Raw genomic sequence first — 18188 nt, 5'->3', positions numbered from 1 at the left:
GCCGGGAACGCGACGTAGATGAAATGCTCCAGTCCTGAAGCCTTGCTTCCCTTCCCGGTCCTGATTGGTGACATTGGCGGGACAAACGCCCGCTTTGCAGTTCTTACCGATCCAAAGGCTGAGCCAAGACACGTTCATACGGTGAAAACCGCGGACTTTGCTTCGATCGATGAGGCGATAGAGGCGGCAATCATTGGGCAGGACGCGCCAAAGCCACGTTCGGCGGTGCTGGCGCTGGCCGGGCCGGTTGAAGGTGATGAAGTTCCGCTCACAAACTGCCATTGGGTGGTACGGCCAAGGCAGATGATCGCAGCGCTAGGGCTTGAGGACGTCATTCTCCTCAACGACTTCGAAGCGCAGGCGCTTGCGGTGACTGCACTGGCACCAGAGCATCTGGAGAAGATCGGCGGTGCGGAGCCGGAAGAGGGCGCAAGCCGTGTGGTTCTCGGTCCAGGAACCGGGCTCGGGGTCGCCGGACTTGTTCACGCGCGCGGCATCTGGATCCCGGTCCCGGGTGAAGGCGGTCACGTCGATATCGGGCCACGCAGTGCTCGCGATTTCCAGGTCTTTCCCTTTATTGAGCGGATTGACGGGCGCATTTCGGCCGAGCAAATCCTGTGCGGGCGCGGCCTCGTCAATCTCTACCGGGCTGTGGCGACCGCCGAGGGGCGCACAAGTTCAATCAACGACCCGGCCTATGTGACGGGCGCGGCGCTCGCTGGCGAAGATCCGATTGCAGAAGAAGCGCTTTCCATTTTCGTGACGTGCCTCGGGCGTCTTGCCGGCGACCACGCTCTGGTCTTCAAGGGCAAGGGCGGCGTGTTTCTGACCGGCGGGATTGCCCAGAAGATTGTGCCGGCCTTGAAGAATGGCCAGTTTCGCGCGGCATTCGAAGACAAGGCTCCCCATTCGGCAATGCTGCTGCAGATGCCCGTCTATGTCATCACCCACCCGCTTGCAGCCTTGGTCGGTCTGGCGGCCTATGCCGGGTCGCCAGAGCGCTACGGCGTCGAGAAACATGGCCGCCACTGGCGCAAAAGCTGATTTGACGATTGCACATAGGCGCTCGAGCAGGCATTAGGCAGGCTCGAACGAACTGGCACTGGGAAAGACGAATTGGCCTCGGACGTACAAGCAAAGTCTGCACGCGCCGCAGGTGGAGAAGTTCTCCCCGTGCTTCGCCGTGTTCTTGCTGAAAACGCGCGCGAATATACCGGCCTCTACATCCTCGCAATCATCTGCCTTCTCGCGGTCGCACTTGCAACGGCGGCGATCCCGTGGGTGATGAAGCCGATGATCGACGACGTATTCTACAGCCAGCGTTTCGATCTCGTGCCATATCTTTGTGCGGCGATGGCCGGCGTATTCATTGTTCGCGGGCTCGCCACCTATGGCCACTCGGTCGTGCTGGGCATGATCGGCAACAATCTGGTCGCCCGCTACCAGCAGCGCATCTTCGATCATCTGATGCGTCTTGGCCTCGACTTCTACACCGAGCAGCGATCCGGCCAGCTTGCAGCACGCGTTAACGAGAACGTGCTTGGCGTTCGCGACATGCTTTCCATGACCTTGCGCGCAATTGTCGGCGATGCGGTCATGCTATTGGCGCTGATCATCGCAATGATCGTGCTCGATCCGACGCTTTCGATCATCGCCCTGCTGATCGGCCCGCCGCTGATCTACGTCGTCAACGCAGTCATGCGCCGTCTGCGCCGTGTGGCGCGTCAGGCCGTCGAGGTGAACTCGCGCCTTGTCGGCGCGATGCAGGAGGCCACCCAGGGCATTGCGGTAGTCAAAGCCTTCACGATGGAAGAGCAGCTGTCCGGCAAGGTGGCTGGCCTGATCGCCGAGGCCGAAGGGCGAGCAAACAAGATCGTCAAGGTGTCGGAGCGCGTCACCCCGATCACCGAGATCCTCGCAGGTTTCGCGGTTGCGGGCGTGCTTGCCTATTCTGCCTGGCGCGCTCAGGCTTACGCAACGCCTCCCGGCGCCGTCTTCGGCTTCATCACCGCTCTGCTGCTGGCCTATGATCCGGCGCGGCGTCTGGCGCGAGTTCAGGTCAACCTTGAACGGTCGCTGGTCAACGCGCGGATGATCTATGAAATCCTCGATCTTGCGCCGCGACAGCGTGATCGTGCGGGGTCGAAGCCTCTGGCCGTGGATGGCGGGGAGATCCGGCTTGAAGAGGTTTCCTTCGGCTACGTTCCCGGCCAGCCTGTCCTGCGCAAGGTGAGCTTCACGGCCCGTGCGGGCGAAGTGACAGCCATTGTTGGAGGCTCCGGCGCTGGCAAGTCGACCATTGTCGCCCTGATCGAAGGATTCCATGATCTCGACGGCGGCAGGATCCTTGTCGATGGTCAGGATATTGCCGGCGTCACCCGCGCCTCGCTGCGCACGAGCATCGCGTACGTATCGCAGCATCCGTACCTGTTTGAGGGCACGATCCGCGACAACGTCCGTTATGGCCGCCCCGATGCGAGCGATGCGGAAGTGGAGGAAGCGGCGCGGCTTGCCTATGCGGATGAATTCATCCGCACGATGCCGCAAGGCTACGACACCCCGGTTGGCGAGAACGGCGTGACGCTTTCGGGCGGCCAGCGCCAGCGTCTGTCGATCGCCCGCGCGATCATCCGCAATGCGGCGATCCTGCTGCTGGATGAGGCGACATCGGCGCTGGATGCCGAGTCAGAAGCCAGGGTGCAGGCGGCGCTCGAGACGGTGATGAAGGACCGCACCACGATCGTGATCGCCCACCGACTGTCTACGGTGGTCAAGGCTGACAATATCGTGGTGATGGAACAGGGCCGCGTGGTAGAGCAGGGCACGCATGCCGAGCTCCTGCGGAGCCCGGTAGGCGTTTATGCAAGGTTCCACCAGCTGCATGTCGATCATGCGGCTGCTGGGGTTGGAGAAGGTATCTGAACGTGAGCATGGGTCTTGTTGTGGTCGGCGCTGCCGGCCGTATGGGTCGTACGTTGATCCGCGCAATTGAAGCTGCGGACGGGGCGCGACTGGTTGCGGCTGTAGAGCGTCCGGGATCACCCTTTATTGGCCAGGACGCTGGTGAACTGGCCGGCGCCGGCAACCTTGGCGTTGCGATCACCGATGACCCGCTGAAGGCGTTTGCCAATGCAGACGGCGTGCTCGATTTCACGACGCCGGCTGCGTCGGTTGAGTTTGCAGGTTACGCCGCGCAAGCGCGCATTGCTCACATCGTCGGCACCACCGGCTGCTCGGAAGAAGACGATGCCAAGATCCAGGCCGCGGCGCGCCATGCGACGATCGTCAAGTCTGGCAATATGAGCCTTGGCGTGACGCTTCTTTCCGTCCTGGTGGAGCAGGCCGCACAGGCGCTTGCAGCGAGCGATTTCGACATTGAAATCCTTGAGATGCATCATCGTCACAAGGTGGACGCGCCGTCCGGAACCGCTCTCCTGCTGGGCGACGCTGTTGCGCGCGGCCGCAAGATCAATCTTGCCGAGCAGAGCGTGCGGGTTCGCGATGGTCACACCGGCCCGCGCGAGGAAGGCACGATCGGCTTTGCCACCCTGCGGGGCGGCTCGGTGATTGGTGATCACTCGGTGATTCTGGCCAGCGCCGGCGAGCGCATCGTCCTGTCCCACCATGCCGAAGATCGCGAGCTCTTTGCGCATGGGGCGGTCAAGGCGGCGCTGTGGGCACACGGCAAGAAGCCCGGCCTCTACTCGATGCGCGACGTTCTTGGCCTCTAAGCAGTCATTCTCAAATCTAATCTACGGGAGATCCTCATGTCCGGAACGCTGGTGCTTGTCCGTCACGGTCAGAGTGAGTGGAATTTGCAGAACCTCTTCACCGGCTGGCGCGACCCGGCGCTGACCGAGCAGGGCCATGGCGAGGCAAAGAAGGCAGGCGGGCTGCTTGCCGCCAAAGGCCTGAAGTTCGACATCGCATACACCTCAGAGCTGACGCGCGCGCAGGTCACCTGCCAGCACATTCTCGACGGCGTTGGTCAGTCGGACCTCAACACGGTCAAGAACCTTGCGCTCAACGAACGTGACTATGGCGACCTGTCGGGCCTGAACAAGGACGATGCGCGCACCAAGTGGGGCGAGGAGCAGGTTCATGTCTGGCGCCGCTCCTACGACGTTCCGCCTCCGGGTGGCGAGAGCCTGCGCGATACGGGCGCCCGCGTCTGGCCCTATTACATGCACGTCATCCAGCCGCACGTCCTGCGCGGCGAGACCGTCCTGGTCGCTGCGCACGGCAATTCGCTGCGCGCGCTGATCATGGCGCTGGAAGGCCTGTCGGGCGAAGACGTCATCAAGGTCGAGCTGAATACAGGCGTGCCGATCATCTACAAGCTGAACGCGGACTCGACGATTGCTTCCAAGGAAGTTGTCGAGGGCTGATATCAGCCTCACATAAATAGAAAGGGCGGCCATCGAGCCGCCCTTTTCGTTAGTTCCTGTTGCGGCCGAGAACGAGGCCACAGAGCATCATCGCGATGGGGAAGAGGATATTCGTCATCACGAACGCGATCGGCCAGGCGATGATGAATTGGTTCAGCCACATCGAAAGCGAAACATTTCCGACCCCGAGGATCACGGTGGCCATGATCCCGGACATCGTCAGTGCCATCATGCAGGTCATGATGATCTGCGTTACAATTCTGGTCTTGAAGTCCATGTCAGTGCTTTCCTGAAGAGACGGCGCTGCGACCGGCAAGACGCACGGCTCAAAAGACCACAGCACCGTCCCATTGTTGAATGGTAGGTGCCGCGGGTTCGCAGGGAGCGACTTCATCCCGCGAATGCGGGGGCTGGAATAACCACACCAGCCTCAAATCTTTTCGGCGCGGCGTTTCTGACCGGATTCGCTGCGGATTACAAGAAAACTCGCGGCAAAGAAAAAGCCCCTGCGAACAGGTCCGCAGAGGCTTTGAGATTCTGACGTTCAGTCAGATGCTATTCGCGATTGCCCAGGAACTGCAGCAGGAACATGAACATGTTGATGAAGTCGAGATAGAGCTGCAGTGCGCCCATGATCGCCTTGCGACCAGCGACCAAAGCTCCGTCACCGACGTAGTACATTTCCTTGATCTTCTGGGTGTCGTAGGCGGTGAGGCCTGCGAAAACCAGGACGCCGATCGCCGAGATGGCAAACTGCAGCGCGGACGAGGCGAGGAAGATGTTCACGATCGACGCGAGGATAAGACCCCACACGCCCATGATCAGGAACGAGCCCATGCCGGTCAGGTCACGCTTGGTCGTGTAGCCGTAAAGCGACAGCGCGAGGAAGGCGGTGGCGGTGATAAAGAACGTCTGGACGATCGATCCGCTCGTATAAACGAGGAAGACCGAGGACAGCGAAACGCCCATCAGGGCCGCGAAAGCCCAGAATGTGGTCTGTGCCGCGGAAAGGCTCATCTTCTCGACGCGGAACGACAGGAAGAACACCATCGCCAGCGGAGCGAGCATGACAACCCAGCGCAACGGCGAGCTGTAGAGCGCTGCACCCAGCGCAGTGACCATCTTGCCATTGCCGAGCTGAGCCACAGCGGCGGACGGATCATTGGTGGTCGCAAGCATGACGGTGCCGAGGGCGGCAATGCCGGTGATCGCAAGCCCAAGCGCCATCAGGTTGTAGACCCTGATCATATAGGCGCGCAGGCCCTGGTCGATACTGGCATCGGCGCGCGCACCGGCAGTCGCGACGCGAGCCTGGTAGTTGCGAAAATCAGCCATGGAATCCTCTTTCCTTGCTTGTGTTCCGTCGGGTGTCGGGCGCGAGCCCAGGCGCCGCTGGCGGAACTCCAGCATGCCTACGCGGAATATGAGGATTCTTCGTGGTTAGAACAAGACCTTTATCAGGATGAAATGCCGCGTGAGCCCATTGTTTATGCGGGTTATGCCTACCTAAAGGTTTCGCAATACTGGCGCAGCCTTGTGCCCGAGCACCCTCCACGTGCCGATCAGGCCAAATCCCACCGTCAATACGAGCGCGATGAGGATCGTCGACAGCGCAACTTCGGGAAGGAAGGCGGACGGAAGCGTCATGATTCTCGCCACGACAAACCATGCAGCCACCCCTCCGGCCAGAAGCGCGAAGATGGCGGTGGCGAGACCTATGATCGTGTACTCAAGGGAAAATGCCCGAATGAGTGTGCCGCGGGTTGCGCCAAGCGTTTTCAGCACCACCGCGTCATGAACACGTGCCCGGTTGCCGGCAGCAAGTGCACCTGACAGCACCAGCACCGACGCGATCAGCGCGACCGCAGCAGCGGCGCGGATGGCGACAGCCAGCTGCGTGACAATGTCATTGACAATCTCGAGGGCATCCTTGACCCGGACGCTTGTCACGCCTGGGAAGGCGCGCGTGACAGTGTTGAGGATCCGGGCTTCTTCCGCTGGTCCGGCGGAAGGATCGGCGAGGGTCGCCAGCCAGGAATGGGGCGCGCCGGCAAAGGTGTTTGGCGAGAAGACCATCACGAAATTGATGGCAAGCGATTCCCACTGCACCTCGCGGAAATTGGAAATGCGCGCGCTGATGTTGCGCCCGAGGACGTTGACGGTGACGGCGTCGCCGATCTTGAGGCCAAGTTCCCGTCCCTCTTGCGCGGCAAAGGAGACCAGCGGCTCGCCATCATAACCGTCCGGCCACCATTCGCCCTGGCTAAGGGTGGAGTTCTCCGGAACGTTCCGGGCATAGGTGATCCCCCGGTCGCCACGAAGGACCCAGCGGCCTTCCGGCGGAACGTCGATATCACGCACGTCAACGCCGTTGAGCGCAACGACGCGTCCCCGCAGCATAGGGACGCGGATCAGCTTGCCATCCGGAACCTCACGCGCGAGCAGATCCGCAAAATTGTCGGCGTCGGCGCTCTGGATGTCGACGAAGAAGAAGTTCGGAGCCTGCTCCGGAAGATTGCCGGCGATCTGTCGCCGCAAATTGCCATCGATCAGGGCAATGGTGACGAGAAGCGTCAGCCCCAGCCCAAGCGACAGGACCACGGACGGCGTGAGCGCTCCGGGCCGATGGATGTTGCCGATCGCCAGACGCAGAGCGGTAGAGCGCACGCGCGGGCTCTTGCGTGCGAGCCACTGGACGCCGACGCTGACCAAGCGAAGAATGAGGAAGGCGAAGATCGCGGCGACGATGAAGATGACAGCAATGCGCCGGTCGCTTGCGGTCCAGATGGCGATGGCCGCCATGAGTAGCGCGGTCGCCAGTGCCGATGCGACATAGACCAGTCTCGGCATGCCACGCTTGTCGAAGCCCATTTCGCGAAAGAGGGCAGTGGCCGGAACGTCACGCGCACGTCCCAGTGGAAGCAGTGCGAAGGCCAGCGTGACTAGAATGCCGAACATGGCACCCAGAGCCAACGCTCCGGGGAAAATTCCGCCGGCCTGCGGGACCGGCAGAACGGAAGACAGGAAACTTGCGGCGATTGGCGGCATCAGGGCGCCAAGGACGACGCCAATGACAATGCCGACCGCCGAGATCATCATGATCTGTACGAGGTAGATGGTGAAGACGAAGCGCCCGGATGCGCCGAGGCTCTTGAATGTCGCGATCACCGGACGTTTGGCATCGAGATAGGCCCGCACCGCGTTGGCAACGCCGACGCCGCCGACGACAAGCGACGTCAGGCCAACAAGTGTCAGAAACTGGGAGAAGCGCTCAACATTGGTCGAGAGTGACGGCGCGGCGTTGGTTCGGCTGCGGATGCTCCATCCCGACTCCGGAAAGTCAGCGGTGGCCTTCTCGCGTACTTCCTCGATGGTTGCCTCGGTTGCTCCGATGGGAAGCCTGATCTTGTAGGCATGCTCGACAAGGCTGCCCGGCTGTATCAGGCCCGACGCGCGAAGCCCTTCAAGGGAGACCAGCAGACGGGGGGCAAGGCCAAAACCTTCCGACACCGCGTCGGGCTCACTTGTGATGACAGATCGGATCTCGAATTCGCCGGTTCCAAGACTGACGCGATCTCCAACCGAAATGCCGAGGCGCTGTAGCAATATGTCTGCTGCTGCTGCGCCCATGACACCTTCGCGTTCCTCGAACATCGCGTCCTTGGCAAGGACAGGTTCAGTGACGAGTTCGCCATAGAGCGGATAGAGGTCATCGACAGCCTTCACCTCGACCAGCGTCTGGTCAGATCCGTCGGTGAGCCTTGCCATCGAGCGCATGTTCGCGCTGTGCGAGACGGCGCCAAGTTCCGTCAGGAACGCGTGCTCGCGCTCGTCCGTCTCGCGATGCGTTAGCTGAAATCGAAGGTCCCCGCCGAGCAGGGTCTGGCCCTGATTGGCCACGCCCGTCGTGATGGCGCGCGCGACCGAATTGACGCCACCGATCGCGGCGACGCCCAGCGCAATACAGGTGATGAAAATCAGGAAGCCGGACAGTCCGCCGCGCATCTCCCGCAGCGAAAATCGAATGGCAAGGCGCAGCGTGTTGAGAGGGGCGGAGGCACTCATGCAGACACGGCTGCCAGTTCTGGTGCAGATTCGATCCGCCCGGAGCGCATCGCGATCTGGCGGGTACAACGGGCGGCAAGGGAGGGGTCGTGGGTGACGAGAACCAGCGTCATGCCGCGCTCCTCGGCCTTGTGGAACAGCAGGTCGGCGATCTGCTTGCCCGTGGCCTGATCAAGATTTCCGGTCGGCTCGTCGGCGATCAGAAGCTTGGGCTCCGGCGCAAGCGCGCGGGCGATTGCCACCCGCTGCTGTTCGCCGCCCGACAATTCGCCCGGATAATGGGTGATGCGCTCGGAAAGGCCCACTGCCGCAAGCTCACGCGCTGCAACGCCGAAGGGATCGGGATGGCCGGCAAGCTCAAGCGGCACTGCGACGTTTTCGAGTGCGGTCATGTTGGGGATCAAGTGAAACGACTGGAACACGATGCCGACACTGCGACCGCGAAAGGCTGCAATCTCATCTTCGCTGCGCCCGTCGATCCGTTGCCCTGCGATCCAGACCTCGCCTGAATCAACGTGTTCAAGGCCCGCAAGCACCATCAGCAGTGTCGATTTTCCCGAGCCGGAGGGGCCGATTATGCCGGTCGCCTCGCCGCTTGCTACCTCAAGGCTGACCCCTTTCAATACATGGACGGAGGAAGCACCTTCGCCCAAAGTCAGCGATACGTCCTTCATGCGGATAGCGGCTTCTTTCACGAGGCAAATTTCCTATATCAACTGCGGGCGTCGGTCAGATATGGGTTGGATCATATGGGTTTCAAACGAATTCTAGGCATTGTGCCGGTTGCAGCACTCAGTGTCTTTCTCACCATCTGTGCCGCAGCGGCAGAACCCTATCGGATCGTCGGCTTCGGTGACAGCCTGATGGCTGGCTATCAACTCGATGCGGGTATGTCTTTTCCCGAAAAGCTTGAAGTTGCCCTTAAGGCAGGCGGACACGATGTTGTTATCGCCAATGCAGGCGTATCCGGCGACACGACCAGCGGTGGTCTTTCGCGCCTCGACTGGTCCGTTCCCGAGGACACCGACCTCGTCATTCTGGAACTGGGCGCCAACGATATGCTGCGTGGCATCTCGCCGGACATTACCGAGAAAAACCTGACGGCGATGATCGAGGGGCTGCGCGCGCGCGGCATCGATATCATCCTGGCGGGCATGATCGCGGCTCCTAATCTCGGAGCCGACTATGGGGAGCGTTTCAACGCCCTCTTCCCGGCGCTGGCCGAAAAATACGATCTTCCATTCTACCCGTTCTTTCTGGAAGGCGTGGTAGCGGAGCGAAAGCTGCTTCTGGAAGATGGGATGCACCCCAATGCAGACGGGGTTGAGCGGATGGTTGAAGGCTTTCTCCCCGTAATCGAAGAGGTGCTGGCGGCAGGGAAGGCGGACTGAGCTTTCCGGTGCGGAAGGTTGCCGCTGGGAACAAACGGGCTTGAACCGTCTTGTCTTCGGTGGTTCGCTGGTATCAGTCGAATCGAGGAGGTAGCGATGCCTAGACTGTTCACTGCCCTCGAGATACCGCGTGATGCAACTCTTTCCCTGTCATTGCTGCGAGGTGGTCTTCCGGGTGCTCGTTGGATCGACACCGAGAACTACCACATAACATTGCGCTTCATTGGCGATGTTGAAGGGCATGTGGCCGACGAGGTTGCCAATGCTCTCGACAGGGTGCGCCGCCCTTCGTTCAACGTGACGTTGTCAGGTGTCGGATCCTTCGGATCAAAAAAGCCGCACTCGGTCTATGCGAGTGTCGCTCCGTCATCGGAGCTTCTCGCGCTCCAGGCAGAGATCGAGAGAATATGCCAGAGGCTTGGGCTTCCTGCTGACCCGCGAAAGTTCGTTCCGCATGTCACGCTGGCGCGGCTGCGCAATACCGCACCGCACGACCTTGCCAAATATCTTTCCTCACGAGGCAATTTCGCCGCGATGCCCTACAAGGCGACACGTTTTGTGCTGATGTCCTCTCGCGATTCCGTGGGCGGCGGCCCCTACATTGTCGAAGAGGCATGGCCTCTCCTCGACACTGTCGCAGTGCGCTCAAACGATTTGCAGGCCGATGAGGCCCGCAGGAGGTTTTTATGAGCCGGACGAAACTGGAGCGCTCGCAAATCGAGGCCGCGCTGTTGCAACTCGACGGCTGGAACCTGGAGAAAGATGCTCAGGCAATTCGCAGGGAGTTCAAATTCAAGAACTTCAGCGAGGCATTCTCCTTCATGACCCGAAGCGCGCTTGCCGCGGAGAAAATGGACCATCATCCCGAATGGTCCAATGTCTACAACAAGGTCGACGTGAGGCTGACAACCCACTCCGCAGGCGGAGTGACAGCCCTCGACATCGACCTTGCTAAGAAGATGGATCGTTTTGTTGCCGACGTCGGGTGATTAAAGCGGTCCGAGCCGATCGACGTAGCCATATTCATCGACAAACAGCATCGTCACGTTCAGCTTGGTGAATGAGGCTGCGGTCTCGGCGTGCATGGTTCGGTAGCGCGACATGTCGGGCAGGGCGACTGCAACCGTGGCGTCCGAGTTGCGATGTTGCAGACACATTGCCGTGAATATCGCGTGTGAGTACCATTTCGGTGCCTGCGTCGCCGGATTGGTGCGTTTTTTCTCGCCTCTCGGCCGAGGATCGCGATAAAGGCGGGATGGATATCCTTTGGCTTCGATAATCAGCCACTGGCCGTCCTTAACTGCTCGAATGTCTTCGCCTCGTTCCTTCGTGTATGTGTCGGCGATTTTGACGATTATCCAGTCTCGCTCAACTAGATAATCTATGACTGCATCTATGATATTACCTTCCCAATGCCATTCGTTGGTAGCATCCATATTTGAACCCTCCGCGCGGATACTTATGGATGCGAAGATTAGGAATAGGTAAAACGTCGCCTGCCCGGGGTCTCTTCCTCGTGTTGCTGATCTTGCAAACGCGCAAACTGCTGCCCATCTTCTTGCGCGTGGAGACGTAATCATGAACGAAGCCAAGATCACCGAAATCCTTGCACCGGTCAGCCCGAGCGAGGACGTGCGCCGAGAAAAGCGCGTCCGGGCGGGCTTCTGGCGCACAGCGCGACGGGCAGCGAAGCATATCCCCTTTATGGAAGATGTGGTTGCAAGTTATTACGCAGCGCTCGACAGCCGCACGCCGCTGCGTGTGCGGGGAACCTTGCTGGCTGCGCTCGCCTATTTCGTCATGCCGCTGGACATGATCCCCGACTTCATCGCCGCCTTCGGTTTTACGGACGATATTGCAGTCCTGACCGGGGCGATTGCCGCGATCCGCGGGCACATCCGGCCGGAGCATCGCCAGGCTGCACGCGAGGCGCTTGACGCCAAGTAAGGCCTCCAAACGGGGCAAAGGGTTCATCTTTCAGTCAAACTCTCGCCGCTTTTGGCCATTTGAACACCAGTTGTTGGGATGTGGCATGCCGCGGTGCTTTCTGTTTCGATCAGTCAGCGCGGTGGCGGGGGTTGCAAATTGCTGGGAAACTCGTTGATCGAGTTCATCCTTTCGTAACCCTCATTAACTTAAAATTGACACGTATTGGGCCTTTCGGACCAGTTCGATGGACCCTACGCGACCACGCACAAGGATAATGGTACGAAGATGCGCGGAACCTTTTTGACGATTTCCTGCCTTGCGGCGCTTGCTTTTTCTGCGCCGGCTTTTGCGCAGGCGGGGGCCACGAAGATTGGCCAGCATAACGCCTGGGGCACGTACTCTTACCAAGGCAACAACGGCAAGGTCTGCTACGTGCTGACCGTTCCGACCGACAAACAGCCGACTTCACTGGACCATGGCGACGTCTACTTCTTCGTAAGCCAGAAGCCGGGTCAGAACGTCTCCTATGAGCCCCAGTTCATCACCGCCTACGACTTCCAGGAGAATTCGAAGGTGCGCGTGACTGTCGGCGATAAGAGCTACAACATGTTTACCCGCGGCCGTTCGGCCTGGATGGAAAACGCTGCCGAAGAGCCGGCCCTGATCGCCTCGATGCGCGCTGGCGCGGACATGAAGGTGCAGGCGACCTCTCGACGGGGCAACGCAACCAACTATACCTTCTCGCTGAAGGGTATCTCGGCTGCGCTGTCTTCTATTCAGAACTGCCGCTGATCCGTCTCAAGACAGATTTAATTCGGGGCCGTGACGAAGCGGCCCCGATCTGTTATGTGCAGGCAAAACTGGCACGCGGCATTTGCCGCTCCTATATCTCCGGCCCATGACCCTATCATTCGACCTCACCTCGCCTCAGACGCGCGCAATGCTGGCTGCAAACGCACGCACGCCTGAAAAACCGTCGCTTATCGGCCTGTCGCGCCAGGAGATGGCAGACGCCCTCGGCGAAATCGGAATTCCCGAGCGCCAGCGCAAGATGCGTGTCCAGCAGCTTTGGCACTGGCTCTATGTGCGCGGTGTGTCCGACTTCTCCGAGATGTTGAACATCTCCAAGGATCTGCGCGCCGAGCTCGATCGCCATTTCACGATCGCACGTCCTGAAGTGGTCGAAGAGCAGATTTCGAACGACGGCACCCGTAAGTGGCTGTTCCGCTTTCCGCCGCGGGGCGCTGGGCGCCCGGTCGAGATCGAAACCGTTTATATTCCCGAAGAGGGGCGCGGCACGCTCTGCATCTCGAGCCAGGTCGGCTGCACGCTCACCTGCTCGTTCTGCCATACCGGCACGCAAAAGCTCGTTCGTAACCTCACCGCCGAAGAGATCCTCACGCAGCTTATGACCGCGCGCGACCGGTTGGGGGATTTCCCGGAGCGCGGCACGCCGGATGGCGCGATTGTGCCGGCCGAAGGGCGCAAGATTACCAACATCGTCATGATGGGTATGGGTGAGCCGCTCTACAATTTCGAGAACGTCAAAAAGGCGCTGCTGATCGCCTCGGACGGCGATGGGCTGTCGCTGTCGAAGCGCCGCATCACCCTGTCGACCTCGGGCGTGACGCCTGAAATCGCCCGCACCGGTGAAGAGATCGGCGTCATGCTGGCGATCTCGCTGCACGCCGTGCGCGATGATCTGCGTGACATGCTGGTGCCGATCAACAAGAAGTACCCGCTGAAAGAGCTGATGGATGCGTGCCGGAAATATCCCGGCCTGTCCAATGCCCGCCGCATCACCTTCGAATATGTGATGCTGAAGGACGTTAACGACTCGCTCGAGGACGCCAAGGAACTCGTGCGCCTGCTCAAGGGCATTCCGGCGAAGATCAATCTGATCCCGTTCAACCCGTGGCCGGGCACGAACTACCAGTGCTCGGACTGGGAAACGATCGAGAAGTTTGCCGATTACGTGAACCAGGCAGGCTACGCGTCGCCGATCCGCACGCCGCGCGGACGTGACATTCTTGCGGCCTGCGGTCAGCTGAAGTCGGATTCGGAACGTATGCGCAAGACAGAGCGCCTGGCGCTCGAAGCGATGATGATCGCGGGCCACGGCGAAGATTGAACGAAGTTTTCAGTTTTATCCTGCGCCTGGCAGTGATCCTGCTTGGCTATTTTGCTGCAACACTGGGCGCGAGCGCGTTCATCCATTTGTTGCTGGTCGGGCTGTTCGAGATGACCCACGATGAAGTTGCTTTCATCTCCGGCGGGTTCTACGTCTCGATCCCGCTCGCCGCGATCTTCATCGGCTATTTATCTTTTTTCCCGGCACTTGCCTGCATTGCGGCTGCTGAGTTCCTGGGGCGCCGCGACTGGCTGTTTTACGCTCTTGGCGGAGGCCTAGTCGGAGTCGCAACGGCATTGTTGCGCGATGTCGGGATCGACAGAGATTTAGGCCTCTCCGAGCCGGCAGTGATCCTTGGTTGCTGTGCCGCCGGCATGGCCGGCGGTCTGTGCTATTGGCTGTTCGCCGGTCGCTCGGCGCGCATCGCCAAATCCGCCTAGCGCGCCTGAGCGGTCAGGATCTTGATCGCGAACGCTGAAAAGACCCCGGCGAACAGATAGTCGATGACCCGCATGACGCGCGGCGAGCGACGCAGAAACTTGGAAAATCCGTCTGCTGCCAAAACCATTGGCACCGTCAGTGGCAGCGCCAGGACGATGAACATCAGGCCGAGGAAAAACAGCTTTCCAGGCGCATGCGGGTCGGTTGCCGACACGAATTGCGGAAGGAAGGTCATGAAAAACAGCAGGATCTTCGGGTTCATCAGATTGATGAGCAGTCCTGTCGCCCAATTGCGGAAGAAGGAATGCTGCGCCGTGTCATTGGCAGCCTGGGGCGAAAACGCGGATCCGTGGCGTATGGCCTGCCATGCCAGCCAGACGAGATAGACCGCACCGAATATCTTCAGGCCAAGAAACGCCTCGGGAGAGGCGACGATCAGCGCCGACAGCCCGAGTGCGACAAGGGCCGTATGAAAGACGATCCCGGTCATCGCGCCCGCCATGCATGCCAAGCCAGCAGTGCGCCCATGTGAGAGTGCCCTCCCGACGAACAACGTCATGTCCGGTCCCGGGGTGATGGTGATGATGAGGACCGCCATCGTGAAAGGAGCGATGACGGAAAGATCTGGAATGAAATTTGAGAAGGTCATGTTCGGTCTCGCGCAGCTGCTGCTTGCCTATAACGCAATTGCAGAAGCCGCGCGATAGAACCAGATTCAGCCTTGCGTTGATTGAGGAGAAGGTTCGGCCTCTTCAGGCACCTCGACCTCGGCGTCTGGGAGCGGTGTCACAGGATCAGAAGCTGAGGGCTCAGCTTCCTCTTTTGGCTCCGGATTGCCGGTTGCATCGGGATCAGACACGGCATCGCCCCGGGCCTTGTCTGCCGGCTCTGTTGTCGGGGCGGCCGTCTCGCCCGGTACTGGCTGTTCCTTCAGCTCTTCCGCCGGGTTTTCGAGGAAGGCATCTCCGTCCGATTTCGCGGCGGCAGCGGCAGGCTCGGATTTTTTGTCATCTTTATCGACAGCCGCGCTACCGGAAGGGTCGCTTTTCGGTGCCGGCTGATCTGCCGTCGCTGCCGGAGCGGGTTTGGCCTCTGCAGGCTCGGATTGAGGCTGTGTCTCGACCGAAACGGGAGTGTCAGTTTCCTGCGGCTCCGGCTCGACAGCTTCCGGTTCGCCAAAGACCGCTTTGAACCGGTAATGCGCACCATCCCAACGCCAGATCTTCGGATCATCGTCCATCCTGGTGGGGAAGGAGACGATGTCCGGCAAGCCATCGATGCCTGCCTCAGGGTCTATGAAGAGTTGGGCATTCTCGCTGTCATAGACGGCACGCCAGACCGCCTCCTGTTGATCGCTTTCTCCGACAGCTTCGGCAGGAAACTGCGCGAAGGCGGTGATGTTGCAGCCCGAAGCGCCATAATACCAACGCGATCCGCACAGGCGCGTGAAGACGATTTCCCGATCCTTTTCAAGATCGACGCGGGCGGTTTCAACCTTCGGTCGCGCGGTCGTCGCATAGGTGAATGCTTCGATGTCGGCACCGCGCAATTCACGTCCAAGTGCCAGGCTTTTCGCGTCGGATCTGAATTTGATCCCCTCATAGTCAGACATGTCGAGCGACGAGCACGCAGCCTGCGCCGCACGAATGGCGCGGCGAGATCCGATCAACGAGACGTCAAAATCATCGATCTTGTCGCGCAGATCGCCCTTGAAGCTGATGGCAAGGTTGAGCCCGCCCATCAGCGGCTCAAGAAGCTGGCGTTGCACGCGCAGCGAAACGCCCTTTTCGTCAATCCTGGCACGTGCGGAATAGGGCGTGCCATCAATACGCAACTCGGCCTCGGCCTCACCTGCCTCAAGCGTCTCCGTCAGCGCAAGCGACATCGTCCATGCCTGTTCCTTGCAGGACAACTCGCCCGAGGCGACGGCTCCATGATCCCCGATGGAGAAGGTCGCGCGTGATTCGGGATTGTGGGCAATCCATCGATCAGCAGCGTGCGCCGGCGCAGCGGCACTCATCATGCTGTAGGCAAGGAGGGAATAGACAACGCGCAGGCGTGGCCCAGCATTTAAAAGAACCGGCAAGAATGTCTCCGTCGGTGTGGGAATCAGTGTGAGGCGACTTTATCGGGGCGAAGTGAGGCAACAAGATCGCCGTACCTCACGATCTGATGACTTCGCCGCCTTGCCCGGTCGCTCATTCCTGCTAAAAGTGCCGCGAACCTATAGGCGGGCCGATCGTCCCGCGAACGAACCGGGTGCGACATGTCCAGTTGGAAAGACGTCAAGAAGGTGGTGCTGGCCTATTCAGGCGGGCTCGACACCTCGATCATTCTGAAATGGCTGCAGACGGAAGTCGGTGCGGAGGTCGTGACCTTCACCGCCGACCTCGGTCAGGGCGAAGAGCTGGAGCCGGCTCGCAAGAAGGCCGAGATGCTCGGCATCAAGCAAATCTACATCGAGGACGTGCGCGAGGAGTTCATCTCCGACTTCGTCTTCCCGATGTTCCGCGCCAACGCGCAATATGAGGGCCTCTATCTTCTGGGCACCTCGATTGCACGTCCGCTGATCTCCAAGCGTCTCGTTGAGATCGCTGAGGAGACCGGCGCAGACGCGATCGCACACGGCGCAACGGGCAAGGGCAATGACCAGGTCCGCTTTGAGCTTTCAGCCTATGCGCTGAACCCGGACATCAAGGTGATCGCTCCCTGGCGCGACTGGACCTTCAAGTCCCGTACCGACCTGATCAATTTTGCCGAACAGCACCAGATCCCGGTCGCCAAAGACAAGCAGGGTGAAGCACCGTTCTCGGTCGACGCCAACCTGTTGCACTCCTCATCCGAGGGTAAGGTGCTCGAAGATCCGTGGATGGCTCCGCCGGAATACGTGCACATGCGCACCGTTTCGCCGATGGACGCGCCCGACCAGCCGACCGAGATCACCATCACCTTCAAGAACGGTGATCCGGTTGCGATCGACGGCGAAGCCCTGTCGGCGGCAACCCTGTTCAAGAAGCTGAACGATCTCGGCCGCGACAACGGCATCGGCCGCCTCGACCTCGTCGAGAACCGCTATGTCGGCATGAAGTCGCGCGGCGTCTACGAGACCCCGGGCGGCACGATCCTGTTGCAGGCACACCGTGCGATCGAATCGATCACGCTCGACCGTGGCGCAGCGCACCTCAAGGACGAGCTGATGCCGCGTTATGCCGAGCTGATCTATAACGGCTTCTGGTTCTCGCCGGAGCGCGAGATGCTGCAGGCCCTGATCGACAAGAGCCAGGAAGACGTCGAAGGCGAAGTTCGCCTGACGCTCTACAAGGGCAACGTCATCGTCACCGGCCGCCGCTCGCCAAAGTCGCTCTATTCGGACGAACTGGTCACCTTCGAGGACGACCGCGGCGCCTACGACCAGAAGGACGCCGAAGGCTTCATCCGCCTGAATGCGCTGCGCCTGCGCACCCTCGCTGCACGCAAGCGCAACAGCCGCTAGGCGATAGCTTACTTAATGAAAACGGCCCGGTAGCTAGCGCTGCCGGGCCGTTTTGTTTCGAGGCGTGGGCGCTGGAAGCCCCCTCCGCCGCCTTGCGACACCTCCCCCTCACGAGGGGGAGGATCCGGAGATGCCGCGCTGGATGTTCGGATTTGTTGAGGCGTCTGGGGCTTATCAGGATTGCTCCCTTGATCCCCCTTTCATGGGGAGGGGCGGCCGGAAGTGAGGAGGGGCGGTTGGCGCTTCGGGAGAAGCAATGTGAAGCGGTTGTCGGGTTCTTTGACCGGCTTTGGCCCCCCCCCTCCGTGGCTACGCGACACTTCCCCCGCAGGCGGGGGAAGATCTGAACG

Annotated in this window: 19 protein-coding genes; 12 read left to right on the top strand and 7 right to left on the bottom strand. The window is 60.5% G+C overall.

The genetic code is table 11. The annotated features are described in order from the left end of the window. Window positions 1–18 precede the first annotated feature (18 nt). The 4 genes from IOD40_RS09415 (at window position 19) to IOD40_RS09400 (ending at window position 4388) form a co-directional block, all read left to right on the top strand. Window positions 19–1044 carry a glucokinase gene (locus tag IOD40_RS09415; protein ID WP_198476292.1) on the top strand — a complete coding sequence of 342 codons (1026 nt, stop codon included), beginning with the start codon at window positions 19–21 and terminating at the stop codon, window positions 1042–1044. A gap of 129 nt (window positions 1045–1173) precedes the next feature. Then, window positions 1174–2922 carry an ABC transporter ATP-binding protein gene (locus tag IOD40_RS09410; RefSeq protein WP_325099698.1) on the top strand — a complete coding sequence of 583 codons (1749 nt, stop codon included), beginning with the start codon at window positions 1174–1176 and terminating at the stop codon, window positions 2920–2922. A gap of 8 nt (window positions 2923–2930) precedes the next feature. Next, the gene (dapB, locus tag IOD40_RS09405; RefSeq protein WP_198476411.1) at window positions 2931–3731 is read left to right on the top strand and encodes a 4-hydroxy-tetrahydrodipicolinate reductase; all 801 of its coding nucleotides are present in this window, start codon (window positions 2931–2933) and stop codon (window positions 3729–3731) included. Between the two features lie 36 nt (window positions 3732–3767). After that, a complete protein-coding gene (locus IOD40_RS09400) occupies window positions 3768–4388 on the top strand; it encodes a 2,3-bisphosphoglycerate-dependent phosphoglycerate mutase (RefSeq protein ID WP_198476290.1) in 621 nt (206 codons plus the stop codon). A 49-nt stretch (window positions 4389–4437) separates the two neighbouring features. Here IOD40_RS09400 and IOD40_RS09395 read toward each other — a convergent pair whose 3' ends face one another. From IOD40_RS09395 to IOD40_RS09380, 4 genes are all read right to left on the bottom strand, one after another. Then, window positions 4438–4665 (bottom strand): DUF2798 domain-containing protein, encoded by a 228-nt coding sequence (locus tag IOD40_RS09395; RefSeq protein WP_198476289.1) that lies wholly within the window; start codon window positions 4663–4665, stop codon window positions 4438–4440. A 278-nt stretch (window positions 4666–4943) separates the two neighbouring features. Further along, a complete protein-coding gene (locus tag IOD40_RS09390; RefSeq protein ID WP_198476288.1) occupies window positions 4944–5723 on the bottom strand; it encodes a Bax inhibitor-1/YccA family protein in 780 nt (259 codons plus the stop codon). A 171-nt stretch (window positions 5724–5894) separates the two neighbouring features. Then, a complete protein-coding gene (locus IOD40_RS09385) occupies window positions 5895–8453 on the bottom strand; it encodes an ABC transporter permease (protein ID WP_198476287.1) in 2559 nt (852 codons plus the stop codon). Continuing rightward, window positions 8450–9148, bottom strand: coding sequence for an ABC transporter ATP-binding protein (locus IOD40_RS09380; protein ID WP_198476286.1), 699 nt, complete (start codon window positions 9146–9148; stop codon window positions 8450–8452). Before IOD40_RS09380 ends, IOD40_RS09385 begins: the two co-directional genes overlap by 4 nt. A gap of 54 nt (window positions 9149–9202) precedes the next feature. Here IOD40_RS09380 and IOD40_RS09375 point away from each other — a divergent pair, with 54 nt between their 5' ends. The 3 genes from IOD40_RS09375 (at window position 9203) to IOD40_RS09365 (ending at window position 10833) form a co-directional block, all read left to right on the top strand. Then, entirely contained in the window at window positions 9203–9844 is a 642-nt protein-coding gene (locus IOD40_RS09375) for an arylesterase (protein WP_198476285.1), read from the top strand. A 96-nt stretch (window positions 9845–9940) separates the two neighbouring features. Beyond that, window positions 9941–10534 (top strand): RNA 2',3'-cyclic phosphodiesterase, encoded by a 594-nt coding sequence (gene thpR, locus IOD40_RS09370; protein WP_198476284.1) that lies wholly within the window; start codon window positions 9941–9943, stop codon window positions 10532–10534. Then, window positions 10531–10833 (top strand): 4a-hydroxytetrahydrobiopterin dehydratase, encoded by a 303-nt coding sequence (locus IOD40_RS09365; RefSeq protein ID WP_198476283.1) that lies wholly within the window; start codon window positions 10531–10533, stop codon window positions 10831–10833. Before thpR ends, IOD40_RS09365 begins: the two co-directional genes overlap by 4 nt. On the opposite strand, the gene IOD40_RS09360 is transcribed toward IOD40_RS09365, so the two are convergent. Next, window positions 10834–11280, bottom strand: coding sequence for a hypothetical protein (locus IOD40_RS09360; RefSeq protein ID WP_198476282.1), 447 nt, complete (start codon window positions 11278–11280; stop codon window positions 10834–10836). A gap of 142 nt (window positions 11281–11422) precedes the next feature. Here IOD40_RS09360 and IOD40_RS09355 point away from each other — a divergent pair, with 142 nt between their 5' ends. The 4 genes from IOD40_RS09355 to IOD40_RS09340 all read left to right on the top strand — a co-directional run bounded on the left by IOD40_RS09355 (window position 11423) and on the right by IOD40_RS09340 (window position 14344). Beyond that, window positions 11423–11791, top strand: a complete 369-nt coding sequence (locus tag IOD40_RS09355; RefSeq protein WP_198476281.1) for a YkvA family protein — start codon at window positions 11423–11425, stop codon at window positions 11789–11791. Between the two features lie 267 nt (window positions 11792–12058). Beyond that, window positions 12059–12565: an invasion associated locus B family protein gene (locus IOD40_RS09350; RefSeq protein ID WP_198476280.1), complete on the top strand. Its 507-nt coding sequence runs from the start codon at window positions 12059–12061 to the stop codon at window positions 12563–12565. A gap of 106 nt (window positions 12566–12671) precedes the next feature. After that, a complete protein-coding gene (rlmN, locus tag IOD40_RS09345) occupies window positions 12672–13904 on the top strand; it encodes a 23S rRNA (adenine(2503)-C(2))-methyltransferase RlmN (protein ID WP_198476279.1) in 1233 nt (410 codons plus the stop codon). Then, window positions 13901–14344: a hypothetical protein gene (locus IOD40_RS09340; protein WP_198476278.1), complete on the top strand. Its 444-nt coding sequence runs from the start codon at window positions 13901–13903 to the stop codon at window positions 14342–14344. Before rlmN ends, IOD40_RS09340 begins: the two co-directional genes overlap by 4 nt. On the opposite strand, the gene IOD40_RS09335 is transcribed toward IOD40_RS09340, so the two are convergent. Further along, window positions 14341–14994 (bottom strand): LysE family translocator, encoded by a 654-nt coding sequence (locus IOD40_RS09335; protein ID WP_198476277.1) that lies wholly within the window; start codon window positions 14992–14994, stop codon window positions 14341–14343. The genes IOD40_RS09340 and IOD40_RS09335 overlap by 4 nt on opposite strands. A gap of 66 nt (window positions 14995–15060) precedes the next feature. Beyond that, entirely contained in the window at window positions 15061–16431 is a 1371-nt protein-coding gene (locus IOD40_RS09330; RefSeq protein ID WP_198476276.1) for a hypothetical protein, read from the bottom strand. A 180-nt stretch (window positions 16432–16611) separates the two neighbouring features. Here IOD40_RS09330 and IOD40_RS09325 point away from each other — a divergent pair, with 180 nt between their 5' ends. Further along, the gene (locus tag IOD40_RS09325; RefSeq protein ID WP_198476275.1) at window positions 16612–17838 is read left to right on the top strand and encodes an argininosuccinate synthase; all 1227 of its coding nucleotides are present in this window, start codon (window positions 16612–16614) and stop codon (window positions 17836–17838) included. The last annotated feature ends 350 nt before the right edge of the window (window positions 17839–18188 follow it).

This window comes from Aquamicrobium zhengzhouense (assembly GCF_016124105.1).
In the GTDB taxonomy this organism is placed as follows: domain Bacteria; phylum Pseudomonadota; class Alphaproteobacteria; order Rhizobiales; family Rhizobiaceae; genus Aerobium; species Aerobium zhengzhouense.
Note: the sequence above shows the minus strand (reverse complement) of the source record. Positions and strands in the feature narration are given on the sequence as shown.

Excerpts from the sequence above, each read along its gene's own strand:
- IOD40_RS09395 (WP_198476289.1), bottom strand. The coding sequence starts at position 4,665 with ATGGACTTCAAGACCAGAATTGTAACGCAGATCATCATGACCTGCATG.
- IOD40_RS09400 (WP_198476290.1), top strand. The coding sequence starts at position 3,768 with ATGTCCGGAACGCTGGTGCTTGTCCGTCACGGTCAGAGTGAGTGGAAT.
- IOD40_RS09360 (WP_198476282.1), bottom strand. The coding sequence starts at position 11,280 with ATGGATGCTACCAACGAATGGCATTGGGAAGGTAATATCATAGATGCA.
- IOD40_RS09355 (WP_198476281.1), top strand. The coding sequence starts at position 11,423 with ATGAACGAAGCCAAGATCACCGAAATCCTTGCACCGGTCAGCCCGAGC.
- IOD40_RS09385 (WP_198476287.1), bottom strand. The coding sequence starts at position 8,453 with ATGAGTGCCTCCGCCCCTCTCAACACGCTGCGCCTTGCCATTCGATTT.
- IOD40_RS09325 (WP_198476275.1), top strand. The coding sequence starts at position 16,612 with ATGTCCAGTTGGAAAGACGTCAAGAAGGTGGTGCTGGCCTATTCAGGC.
- IOD40_RS09390 (WP_198476288.1), bottom strand. The coding sequence starts at position 5,723 with ATGGCTGATTTTCGCAACTACCAGGCTCGCGTCGCGACTGCCGGTGCG.
- IOD40_RS09365 (WP_198476283.1), top strand. The coding sequence starts at position 10,531 with ATGAGCCGGACGAAACTGGAGCGCTCGCAAATCGAGGCCGCGCTGTTG.
- thpR (WP_198476284.1), top strand. The coding sequence starts at position 9,941 with ATGCCTAGACTGTTCACTGCCCTCGAGATACCGCGTGATGCAACTCTT.
- rlmN (WP_198476279.1), top strand. The coding sequence starts at position 12,672 with ATGACCCTATCATTCGACCTCACCTCGCCTCAGACGCGCGCAATGCTG.
- IOD40_RS09350 (WP_198476280.1), top strand. The coding sequence starts at position 12,059 with ATGCGCGGAACCTTTTTGACGATTTCCTGCCTTGCGGCGCTTGCTTTT.
- dapB (WP_198476411.1), top strand. The coding sequence starts at position 2,931 with ATGGGTCTTGTTGTGGTCGGCGCTGCCGGCCGTATGGGTCGTACGTTG.
- IOD40_RS09375 (WP_198476285.1), top strand. The coding sequence starts at position 9,203 with ATGGGTTTCAAACGAATTCTAGGCATTGTGCCGGTTGCAGCACTCAGT.
- IOD40_RS09415 (WP_198476292.1), top strand. The coding sequence starts at position 19 with ATGAAATGCTCCAGTCCTGAAGCCTTGCTTCCCTTCCCGGTCCTGATT.
- IOD40_RS09335 (WP_198476277.1), bottom strand. The coding sequence starts at position 14,994 with ATGACCTTCTCAAATTTCATTCCAGATCTTTCCGTCATCGCTCCTTTC.